Source organism: Paraburkholderia ultramafica (genome assembly GCF_902859915.1).
In the GTDB taxonomy this organism is placed as follows: Bacteria; Pseudomonadota; Gammaproteobacteria; order Burkholderiales; family Burkholderiaceae; genus Paraburkholderia; species Paraburkholderia ultramafica.
Genome location: NZ_CADIKK010000024.1, coordinates 107,654 through 118,177 on the forward strand (window position 1 = coordinate 107,654; position 10,524 = coordinate 118,177).

The window sequence follows — 10,524 nt, forward strand, 5'->3', positions numbered from 1 at the left end:
GGCGGGTGGAGTAAAAGGTGCGCGTGGCTGGTACGTAAACTGGACCAGCTTGCGAACGGGCGCTACTCGCAACGATTGGGCAAGCGTGTCAACCGTCAAGGCAATAACACTTGCCGGCAATGACCGGAACGGGAGCGCTGATACAAAGATTGTCCGCTCGGGAAGCCCTTCCAGCACCTTTGCGTTTTCATGGAACGGTCCCGCGATAACTTCAGCCCGAGGGTAGCGTCGGGCAAGTTCCGCTGCCAAACCTTCGGCGAGCTCGAACAAAACAAGCCTGGCCTGGGGGTGCTTCCGCACCAGGACTTCAGTAATGGCGCCCGTTCCTGCTCCGACTTCCACTATTGCGTCGAAGGACCTCACGTCTTCGGCCATCGCGTCTGCGAGATATCGCGAAGAGGGGGCGAGAGCGCCCACGCTAGCCGGATTACTCAGCCAGTGCTTTAGAAAAGATAGGCTCACGATGTGACACACGCAAGAGTTCTTGAAAAGGCTGTATAGCATATACAGCCGGAATCGGCTTATAGGCTGCGAGACTCGGGAACCGTTGAACTCCCAGGATCATTTGCGACACGCCACATGCTGGTGTGCTTAAGTTCACTGGGGGTGTGTTCCTTTCTTGCCAAGAGCAACTATGTGACGGGCACCGCGTTGCAGAAGCTCAAGAAGCGTTTCTGGAAGCAGTCAGGGCATACGGCATTGGGCGGACACTGGAACGCATTGGCGGTTGGTTCATCGAACTCGTTGGCGCGTACATGAAAGGACGAATCTGTCCGTCCACTCGGAGATGAGGACGAAAGCCCGTGCGTCGTTTCGCCACACGGGCCTCGGGAGATGGGCAATCGGTATGAGCCGGAGCGAGTACTTGCGGGGAGGTGGTCGAGCCGGCTGCCCGAGTCGAGTGGGACTGCTACTTCGGAGGTGGAATTTCTACACGCAGGACAAGCACGGCTGTTCGGACGCAAGAGGCACTGCCCGGTTCCCTGCTCGCGTGGTCGGATTTGATTACACTGTCCGTGCTCCGACGGCTCTGATTCCATGCTGTTACGCCCTGCTGCGAGATTACCGGCAGGACCTGACACGGCCATCGAGACCCGTACACAGGTTAAGGAATGCGTGTTCTGATATATGAATGTGACGAAGCGCTTTTGGAAGTCCTTCGACAAGCCTTGCGCTCGAGGAATTACGCGGTCGACTGCGTGTGCAGCGGGCGGCATGCGGAGTTCTCGCTCAACACGGGGGTTTACGACCTCATCATCCTTGGCATTGAGGGACAGCAAGACAGCCTTTCTATCCTCAAGTCGTATCGCGCCGCCGGCCACAGAGCGACCGTCGTGGCTATAAGCTCGCGAGACTCCGTTGCTGAACGGACCGCGGCGCTTGAAGCTGGCGCCGACGATTGCATGGCAAAGCCCGTTGATGTGGACGAATTCCAGGCAAGAGTTCGTGCGCTCCTGAGGCGGCGTGCCGGACGACTGAGTTCCGTCGCGTTGCACGGCGCACTCACACTCGACGACGCTTCCTGCCGTGCGTGGTATGACGGCGAACTCGTCACGTTGGCTGCGAAGGAGTACGCGTTGGTGCGTATCATGCTCTCGGAGCCGACACACTTTTTTTCAGCGGCTGAACTGGAAGCGAAGGTGTACGGATGGGGTGACGAGGTGCAGAGTAATACTATCCAGGTGCACATATACAACCTGCGAAAGAAGCTCGGAAACGAGTTCATCGAGACGCGGCATGGTACAGGTTACCGGCTGGCGCTCGCGGAACCGAGTGCCGATGCACTGGCTCCACCGGGTTCGAATCGGATAACTTGCATTGAAGATAGCTAGCCGCGACCTGGTCGACGCTGGAGTCACGTTACATCCGTCTAGCGTCCACGCTCTCTTCACTAACGAGATTGAGCTTGACGAAGCCAATATGATGGTGCAAAGGAGGAGATGGCGCTCTGTGCAGAAGCGCTTTGAGCATACGGTCAAAGGCTGTGAACCAGGACCGGTGTCATGAGTTGAGCAGGTTCACGCAAGAGCGGGGGCAAGGAGCAGCGTCCCGCTTAGCCGACTTTAAAGTGCCGGCCACAGAAAAGCGATTAGAGGGACGACCAGGGCAGTTATGAGCCCATTGAGACCAATGCCAATCGCAGCAAACGCCGCGGCGAGACCATTAAGCGGTGCGACTTGCGCTGCGGCGATACCGCTTCCGGCTACGCCGGCCGCGAGCCCGTGTGAGCGCCAGTCGTCAATGCGTAACCAACGAAGAACCGTTTGTCCAACTACGGCTGCGACAATGCCACCGGCGATTGCCAGCGCCGCTGTCAACGCCGGAATACCACCAACCTCCTGTGAAACAGCCATCGCGATTGGGGTTGTTACCGCTTTTGGTGCCATCGACAAGGCGACATCTCGACCGCCATCCAGCAGCCACACAACCGCGACGCCACTTACTGTCGCCGTGACAGAACCAGCTAGAAGGGCTAGGCCGAGTCCGTGCAAGCTCCTGCGAATGTGCTCGACATTGAGGGCGAGAGGTACGGCGAGCGCTACTGTCGCAGGTCCGAGAAGGAAGTTGATGAACTGCGCTCCAGCGAAGTATTCGCTGTACGGTGTGCCCGTTATCCGTAATACCACGACCATGAGCACAATCGCGATGAGCACAGGATTGGCAATGGGTGATTGACGACACAGACGCTGCACAACCTGTCCGGCGGCAAATGCCGCGACGGTTAGCGTAAGCCACAGCAGCGGGGTCGGAGCAAGAGGTGTCCAGATTGTCGTGAACATGGTTACGGTTCCTGTCTCTAGCGAGTGAATGGTGTACCCGAGGAAGAGCGCTCGGCGCGTCGCATCACTCGATGCATGACCACGCCGGTCACGATGAGACCGAGAATCGTTGAAACAAAGACGCCAGCGACGATTGGCAGCCACGCGCGCCGCAGCACGCTCAGCTCCGCAATGATTCCAACGCCAGCAGGCACAAAGAGCAACCCCATGTTCGAAATCAGCGTCGAGGCGCTCTTCTCTAACATTGACGGGCCTGTCGGGGTATGCGCGAGCCAACTCCTGGCTGGCCCGATGAGCGCGAGAGCCAGAACGAACATGCCAACGACCGGTCCGGGCAGCGGCAGGTGGAGAAGTCGGCGGAGCACCTCTCCAATTAGTTGTGCGCCAATCAGGGTAACTATTGCGAACGGCATGTCAGTTATGGGATTACTTTTCAGGGGAAAAACGTATGATACGGTTGACGCGCGTGCCGTGCTGGAAGGAACGGCACGCCTGTGCTCCCAACTACTTCGAAACAGGCATCGCGAATTCGGCACCCTTGTCGATGCTTTCAGGCCAGCGCTGCATGATCGACTTCTGCTTTGTGTAAAACCGTACGCCTTCCTCGCCGTATGCATGCGTGTCGCCGAACAGGCTGCGCTTCCAGCCGCCAAATCCGTGCCATGCCATCGGAACCGGAATGGGCACGTTGATGCCGACCATGCCCACCTGAATCTGGCGGCCGAACTCGCGAGCAACATTCCCGTCACGTGTGTAGCACGCGACACCGTTACCAAATTCGTGGTTGTTGACGAGTTCAACCGCTTCGGCGAAATTCTTGACACGTACGCATGCGAGGACCGGTCCAAAGATTTCTTCTTTGTAGATTCGCATTTCGGGCGTTACGTGGTCGAACAGCGTGCCACCCGTAAAGAAGCCTTCTTCACGTCCCGTTACCTTCAGCCCGCGGCCGTCGACTACGAGCTGGGCACCTTCCTCGACACCGACCCCGATGTAGTTTTCGATGCGCTCCAATGCTTGCCTCGTGACGATGGGGCCCATTTCCGCGTCGGGCTCCATGCCGTCTTTAACCACGAGGCTGCGAGCACGTTCTGCAAGTCGCGGAATGATTTTGTCTGCGATGTCGCCGACCAGGACCGCGACAGAGATTGCCATGCATCGCTCACCGGCCGAGCCATACCCCGCGCCAATCAAGGCGTCGACAGCCTGCTCCAGGTCCGCATCGGGCATGACTACCATGTGGTTCTTGGCACCCCCCAAGGCCTGAACGCGCTTGCCGTGCTTCGCGCCAGTTTCGTAAATGTAGTTTGCAATCGGCGTAGAGCCGACAAAGCTCACTGCGCAGACGTCCGGATGGTGAAGCAACGCATCGACCACTGTCTTGTCACCCTGTACAACGTTAAAAACACCGTCGGGCAGACCAGCTTCTTTCAGCAGACGAGCCATGAAGATTGCAGCGGAGGGGTCGCGCTCGCTCGGCTTCAGGATGAAGGTGTTGCCAGCGGCGATTGCCACCGGATACATCCAGCACGGGACCATGCAGGGAAAGTTGAACGGCGTGATACCCGCGACGACGCCGAGGGGTTGGCGAACCGTCCAGTTGTCCATGCCGGTCGACACCTGCTCGGTGTAGTCGCCCTTGAGGAGCTGAGGGATGCCGCAAGCGAATTCGATGATATCGATGCCGCGGGCGACTTCGCCTAGCGCATCGGAGAACACTTTGCCGTGTTCAGCCGTGATGATAGCTGCGAGCTCGTTTTTGTGACGGTTCATCAACTCGAGGAATCTGAGCATGACGCGAGCACGACGGATAGGCGGAATGTTGGCCCACTTCGGAAAAGCAGCCTTCGCGGCCGCGACCGCGGTGTCGACGTCGGCAGTCTCGCCAAGCAGGAGTTGGCGCTGCGACTTGCCCGTCGCGGGGTTGAAGACTGGCTGCGTGCGCGTGCTGACACCGCGCGCATCGGCGCCCCCAATGAAATGCACAACGTCTGCCGTATCCTGGTAAGTCTGCATTTGATACTCTCCGACTTGATTGTTTAGTGTTCGCAGTTTAGGGGCGAGAAATGGGCTCGGAAAGCGATCGAAACGAAACTTATTGTTTTTTTGGGTGAACAATCGAATGTCGGATATTCAGAGCGTGGAAGGCCTGTGGGTTCATCTGCACTGGCTTATCGTGTTGGCAGAACAGGGTTCGTACACGAAGGCTGCGGCCCGGTTGAATGTCAGCAAGGCCGCCATGAGCCAGAAGATTACCGAGTTGGAACGAACCGCCGGCATCGCACTTGTGCAGCGGACGACACGCAGCGTGCGGTTCACCGACGCGGGGGAGAGGTTGGTAGAAAGCACACGCGCGCAGTTCGAGGAGATTGCTTCCAGCTTCCTGAACGTCCGTGAAATGGCCGGCGTAGCGCGCGGACTGGTGAGGGTCACGGCGCCTGTCGCATTTGCCCGTCAGCAACTGGTGCCCAGGATGCATCAGTTCTTGCGAGCGAATCGAGAGGTCAAAGTCGAACTCGAGGTCTCAGACCGGTTAAGCGCAATCTCAACTGAGGGATTTGACCTGGCAATCCGGCACAGCGCGCAAGTGCCAGAGACACACGTCGCAGTGAAGCTGTGCGACACGAGGTCGGTGATTGTCGCGACCCGACGATATCTGGAGGAGCGCGGGCGCCCCGGGCAGCCGTCCGACCTGACGCGCCACGACTGTCTGTTTTATCCCCGGGCGCGTGGCGCAGCTGAATGGACCTTCCGGTCGAACGCTGAAAAGCGGGTGCCCGAGCCGACCCAGGTAGTTACCGTGGACGGCCCCTTTGCGGCGAACAACAGCGAGTCGCTTCGCGACGCTGCGCTGGACGGACTTGGAATTGCGCTGCTTCCTGATTTCACCGCACAGGCAGCGGTGTTGGACGGACGGCTAGAGGTATTGCTTGAAGACTGGCGGCCCACTGGCGCGTTCGCTGACCAGCTTTTCGTGGTGAGACCTTATGCTTCGCAGGTTCCGCGAGCCATTGGCCTCTTCGTAGCGCATCTGCGCGACTCATTCGTGAAAGGGTTTCCGTTGCGCTGATGGCCTCGAAGCTCACAAGCTCGGCATTCGTGGCGCACGCGGCACGCCCGGTTATCTGTTTGAATTCTTCGAGCCTCTGCGTTCGAAGAAGCAACTGAAATCAGTGACGGGAAAAGCTTCCGAAGCGGTTCGGGGCCTTGAGCGACGCGGTCGCCAGCGAAGAATTTCCGCGTCGCCAGGCGGATGCTTTTCGTAACCGTCCGATCACGACCGCACTTGACAGCGTTGTTGTGGAAGGGTTGACCAGTCGTCGCCTCAACGTCCTCTGAATAGGTGGTCAATCGCCCCTCTTTTCCCTCGTTTGGTTCAGCCCCCGGCTCGTATCATGGGCTGCACGTTCTGGTTAATGCAGTAGGTCGGACACGTTGTGGGTTACAAAATCCTGTCAATTTCTATCGAAGGAAGAGATACATGCCAATTGCAAAGCAACGCGCGAGCTCGTCCAGGTTGTCCCTCATAGCGTCGAGTGCTGTCGCGATGCCTGCGGGATGTGAAGCAACCACAGCCGGGTCGATGCCACAACGATGGTTCGACGAAGAAATCGGCTACATCGGCGACATGCCGGCGTGCACCCGCATTCCGACTGACACCCACCGTCAATGACCTGAGTGCACTTCACGCAAGAAGTAATGCCGGCGAGCGCATTCTTTCGCCCCCGGGTATAGCTCCACCGAAACGCGCCATTCATGAATACTGTTCGAACTGAATTAACGGGTGATGCCGGCCCTCCATCAATGCATCAGCCACTGGGACTGGCTACCTTGCTGCGGGCGGCAACGGCCGGGAGCGATCTGACGCCGCTGGGGGCAAGCCTGCTCGAGCATGTAAAGCACCATGACGACCCGTACGCTCTGCTCGATTTGTCGCTCGTGTTGCAAATGAAATACCAGAAGGCGGCCGCTCTCGCCGTCCAGCAGCAGGCGCTTCAAATGACCAGACATTACCGGTTAAAGAGCGCCCAGACGATCCAGGCTCCTTTGAAGGTGCTGGCGCTCAAGGCTCCGGGCGATCTGATGGCCAATACGCCTTTTGAGTGCCTGCTTGAGGACGCCGACCTGCAGATAGAGGTCCTGTATGTCGACGCGCGGCCGCTGGGGGATGCCGAGTTGCCCGAGCACGACGTTATCTTCGTTGCGGCCTGCGCGTCGGATGAAACCGCGGACGTTCTTACCCGGATCGCGTCGCTGACCAGCGGGACGGGTTGCCGCGTACTAAACCGGTCCGAACACGTTACGAAGACAATGCGTGACACCGCCTATGCTCTGTTGGGCGCTGCCCCCGGTATCTGTATGGCCCACACGGTGCGCCTGTCCCGTGAGCGGGTCAACGAAGTGGCTTCGGGAGCGCTGCAGTTGTCCGAGGTAGTCGGCGCAAACTATCCAGTCATCATACGGCCGACAGGATCGCACGCCGGACAAGGTCTGGCAAAAGCGTCTGACGCTCAGGAACTCGCGCGCTACCTGGCTGAGTCTGACGCCATGGAATACTACATGGCGCCTTTTATCGACTACAGCAGCGCCGACGGTCTGTTTCGCAAATACCGGATCGTGATGATCGAGGGAACGCCATTCGTATGCCATATGGGCATCTCGAAGGAATGGATGGTTCACTACCCTTACGTGGAAATGACGACGCATCCTGACCGGCGAGAGGAAGAAGCGCAACTGATGGCGAGCTTTGACACCGATTTTGCTGTGCGTCACCGCGAGGCGTTTCGCCACGTCGCGGAATTGACCGGCCTCGATTACGTCGGATTCGATTGTGCTGAAACGAGCGACGGCCGGCTGCTCATATTCGAGATCGCGACGGGCATGGTTGTGCATGACATGGACGACCAGAGCATCTTTCCTTATAAGGCTCCGCAAATTCGCCGGGTTGCTGACGCCTTTCATGACATGCTGCGCCGCGCGGCCGCGAACGCAAACAAAATCCAACGACTGGCCTCGGAGGCATAGTGAAGTCCAACGCATTGAATTTTTCCGGTGGTCCCGGAGCGCTCCCTGAAACGGTGCTGGAGCAGACGCGCATCGCGATTACCGCGTTGCCGGAAACCGGCATCTCCGTACTCGGCATGAGCCATCGCTCGGACTGGTTTCGCTCCATACTGGACGAAGCGGACCGGAATCTGCGCGCTCTGCTCGGTATATCCGACGACTACGCCATTACCTTTCAGCAAGGGGGCAGCAGTCTGCAGTTCGCGACGATCCCGATGAATTTTGCCGCGCAAGGATTCGCCCCGCCCGAATATGTGACGTCCGGCTACTGGAGCGGTCGGGCGACCTCCGAAGCGGCCAAGGTGACGGAGAGGAAAGTTGCGTGGGACGGCCACACGACGGGCTACCGGCAGTTGCCCGCCCTCGATAAACTGGACATTTCCGGCGACGCCGCCTATCTGCACTATGTGTCGAACGAGACCGTGGAAGGCTTGCAATTTCCGGCTTGCGAAGAGGCGACGCAGGTACCGCTGATTGCGGACATGTCGTCCGATTTTCTGTCGAAGCCTATTCGGCCAGACGCATACGCGATGATTTATGCTCACGCGCAGAAAAACCTGGGTCCGGCTGGGGTAACGGTAACAGTAATCAAGCGTTCGCTGCTTGAACGGATCCCCGACGGCTTGCCGACGATCCTCGATTTTCGCACCCACGTCTCGCACGGTTCCAACTACAACACGCCGCCTGTATTCGCGATCTATGTGTTGACGTTGATTACGCGTTGGCTGCGCTTCAATGTTGGCGGTCTGCACGCGATGCAAAGCATCAATGAGAGAAAGGCGCGACGGCTGTATGACACGCTGGACGCTTTGGAGGGGGTCGTGACCATTCACGCGGACCGTCGCTGGCGCTCACAAATGAACGTCGCTTTTAAGTTCGGTGATTCGCGGCTCGGCGATGCGTTTATCGAGGCGGCTCGTGAACAGGGTATCGTTGGACTAGAGGGGCACCGTTCAATTGGCGGGTTGCGTGCGTCTCTATACAACGCCGTTACAGAGCAGGCCGTGGACATTCTGGCAAACGCACTAACCGAATTCAGTATGCAACGGGCCTGAACAGCAATCCCGGTTCTCACGTGCGCCGCGCCTGCGCGACGCGGGCGTTGACCACCGGGTGCATGGCCAGCCGCATGCCAGCGACCACGCACCTGGATGGATCAAACTCGGCATGGGCGCCCGCACCAAGCGCGCGTCGTAGACACAGCCGCTACCTGCTACCCGCTACTTCTGCACCTGGTCGCGCCAGCGATATTGCTGCTTCCAGCCGAGCAGTCGCTTCAGCTTCTCATTGCTCAGGAGCGTTTCGAACTCGCCAAGCTGCTTCCTGACTGGCACTTCCGGGTAGAAACGCTTCAGCAATTCGGCCGTTGGCAGATCGGACGACACATCGTCGGCGGCGACGTTCATCACTTCGAAGCCGAGGCCATCCTTTTCGATGCCGAGGCGACAGGCGGTTGCCAGATCGCGTCCGTCGATATAGCTCCACGCGATGCGCTTGCGCAGGCCCGGGTCCTTGAGCCACGTCGGGAATTTTTGATAGTCGACCGGATCGAGCACGTTGCCGATCCGGAAGCAATAGATGTCCGCGCCGGTGCGAGCATGAAATGCCTTTGCCGTCACTTCGTTGATAACCTTGGACATCGCGTAGCTGTCCATCGGGTCGACCGGGTATGCCTCGTCGAGCGGGAAGTATTCCGGGTTCCGGTGTCGATGCGCGAACACGACCCCATAAGTGGTCTCGCTGGACGCCACGATGACCTTCTTGATGCCGAGCTTCGAAGCCGCATCGAGCACGTTGTAGGTCGCCATTACGTTGATGCGGAATACTTCGTTGTCGGTGGTCACGAGAATCCGCGGGATCGCCGCGAAATGCACGATCGCGTCGACAGGGTGGGGTTCGAGGTCTTCATCGAATTCGCGTGGGCTCGTCGTCGATGCCAGCGCGTTGAAGACCTGGCCCGCGTCCGTCAGGTCGGTGAGCAGCGTGCGCGCGGTGCCCTTTGCCATCGGCACGCGGTCGATGTTGAGCACTTCGTAGCCGTGCGCGACGAGGTCCTCCACGGATCGCCGGGATCAAGACGGGTCTCGACAAGTACCCACGCATCAAGATCGTCGAAGTACAGGGCACCGACGATGATCTCGCCCGTGGCGTGTCCGTTGTCGAAACGACGCTGCGCGCGCATCCGCAATTGAAAGGCATTTTCGGGGTGAGCCAGGTGGGCGGCCCGGCGGTGGCCAAGGTGCTCGCGACCAAGGAGTTCGGCGCGATGAAGGGCAATCTTCAAGTGCTTGCGTTCGACGACCTGCCTGACACGCTGAAGGCGCTCAAGGACGGCTCGATTCAGGGAATTATGGTTCAGCGTCCGGTGACAATGGGTTCGCTTGCCGTCGACCATCTGATCTCGCAGATCCAGGGCAAGGAAATGCAGCCCAAGGATATCGATACCGGCGTCACGGTCGTGAACAAGGACAACATCGGCACCTATACCAAGTAAAACCCCGGTAAGGCAGAGTTAAATCGCAAGACTGCAACCAAGGAGCAACCCCGTGACGACGCGCTCATTTCGCGATCGCCGGCTGCAGCGACGCCGTCAGATCCACCTGGCCGTCGTCCTTGAGCGCGGTGACATGCGCCTCGGCGATCTGCACCTTGAACTGCCTGCGCGCATCGTCGACCCAGG

General features: G+C 59.0%; 8 protein-coding genes and 3 pseudogenes. 6 read left to right on the forward strand and 5 right to left on the reverse strand.

Annotation, left to right across the window (positions count from 1 at the left end; genetic code table 11):
- The first annotated feature begins 1,112 nt into the window (after positions 1–1,112).
- Positions 1,113–1,832 carry a winged helix-turn-helix domain-containing protein gene (locus HV744_RS23985; protein WP_175151876.1) on the forward strand — a complete coding sequence of 240 codons (720 nt, stop codon included), beginning with the start codon at positions 1,113–1,115 and terminating at the stop codon, positions 1,830–1,832.
- A 231-nt stretch (positions 1,833–2,063) separates the two neighbouring features.
- On the opposite strand, the gene HV744_RS23990 is transcribed toward HV744_RS23985, so the two are convergent.
- From HV744_RS23990 to HV744_RS24000, 3 genes are read right to left on the reverse strand one after another with little or no spacing between them, the layout of a single operon-like run.
- A complete protein-coding gene (locus HV744_RS23990) occupies positions 2,064–2,780 on the reverse strand; it encodes an LrgB family protein (RefSeq protein ID WP_175151877.1) in 717 nt (238 codons plus the stop codon).
- A gap of 17 nt (positions 2,781–2,797) precedes the next feature.
- Positions 2,798–3,397: a CidA/LrgA family protein gene (locus HV744_RS23995; protein WP_343056452.1), complete on the reverse strand. Its 600-nt coding sequence runs from the start codon at positions 3,395–3,397 to the stop codon at positions 2,798–2,800.
- The gene (locus HV744_RS24000) at positions 3,285–4,796 is read right to left on the reverse strand and encodes a CoA-acylating methylmalonate-semialdehyde dehydrogenase (RefSeq protein ID WP_175151879.1); all 1,512 of its coding nucleotides are present in this window, start codon (positions 4,794–4,796) and stop codon (positions 3,285–3,287) included. Before HV744_RS24000 ends, HV744_RS23995 begins: the two co-directional genes overlap by 113 nt.
- Positions 4,797–4,902: 106 nt before the next feature.
- Here HV744_RS24000 and HV744_RS24005 point away from each other — a divergent pair, with 106 nt between their 5' ends.
- From HV744_RS24005 to HV744_RS37580, 4 genes and pseudogenes are all read left to right on the forward strand, one after another.
- Positions 4,903–5,850 (forward strand): LysR family transcriptional regulator, encoded by a 948-nt coding sequence (locus tag HV744_RS24005; RefSeq protein WP_175151880.1) that lies wholly within the window; start codon positions 4,903–4,905, stop codon positions 5,848–5,850.
- A 686-nt stretch (positions 5,851–6,536) separates the two neighbouring features.
- Positions 6,537–7,805: an ATP-grasp domain-containing protein gene (locus tag HV744_RS24010; RefSeq protein WP_175151881.1), complete on the forward strand. Its 1,269-nt coding sequence runs from the start codon at positions 6,537–6,539 to the stop codon at positions 7,803–7,805.
- Positions 7,805–8,899, forward strand: a complete 1,095-nt coding sequence (locus HV744_RS24015) for a phosphoserine transaminase (RefSeq protein ID WP_175151882.1) — start codon at positions 7,805–7,807, stop codon at positions 8,897–8,899. Before HV744_RS24010 ends, HV744_RS24015 begins: the two co-directional genes overlap by 1 nt.
- A gap of 22 nt (positions 8,900–8,921) precedes the next feature.
- A pseudogene (locus HV744_RS37580) lies at positions 8,922–9,041 on the forward strand (exodeoxyribonuclease III); the annotation flags it as partial.
- Positions 9,042–9,064: 23 nt separating this feature from the next.
- Here the strand turns inward: HV744_RS37580 and HV744_RS24020 are convergent.
- Entirely contained in the window at positions 9,065–9,850 is a 786-nt protein-coding gene (locus HV744_RS24020) for an NAD-dependent epimerase/dehydratase family protein (RefSeq protein ID WP_246279172.1), read from the reverse strand.
- A gap of 53 nt (positions 9,851–9,903) precedes the next feature.
- On the opposite strand from HV744_RS24020, the pseudogene HV744_RS24025 reads away from it, so the two are divergent.
- Positions 9,904–10,338, forward strand: a pseudogene (locus HV744_RS24025) (substrate-binding domain-containing protein); the annotation flags it as partial.
- Between the two features lie 64 nt (positions 10,339–10,402).
- Here the strand turns inward: HV744_RS24025 and HV744_RS37585 are convergent.
- Positions 10,403–10,524 (reverse strand): annotated as a pseudogene (locus tag HV744_RS37585) (type II secretion system protein M); the annotation flags it as partial.

Coding starts and splice junctions, on each gene's coding strand:
- HV744_RS23985 (WP_175151876.1), top strand. CDS start 1,113: ATGCGTGTTCTGATATATGAATGTGACGAAGCGCTTTTGGAAGTCCTT.
- HV744_RS24010 (WP_175151881.1), top strand. CDS start 6,537: ATGAATACTGTTCGAACTGAATTAACGGGTGATGCCGGCCCTCCATCA.
- HV744_RS24005 (WP_175151880.1), top strand. CDS start 4,903: ATGTCGGATATTCAGAGCGTGGAAGGCCTGTGGGTTCATCTGCACTGG.
- HV744_RS24020 (WP_246279172.1), bottom strand. CDS start 9,850: ATGGCAAAGGGCACCGCGCGCACGCTGCTCACCGACCTGACGGACGCG.
- HV744_RS24000 (WP_175151879.1), bottom strand. CDS start 4,796: ATGCAGACTTACCAGGATACGGCAGACGTTGTGCATTTCATTGGGGGC.
- HV744_RS23990 (WP_175151877.1), bottom strand. CDS start 2,780: ATGTTCACGACAATCTGGACACCTCTTGCTCCGACCCCGCTGCTGTGG.
- HV744_RS23995 (WP_343056452.1), bottom strand. CDS start 3,397: ATGCATACGGCGAGGAAGGCGTACGGTTTTACACAAAGCAGAAGTCGA.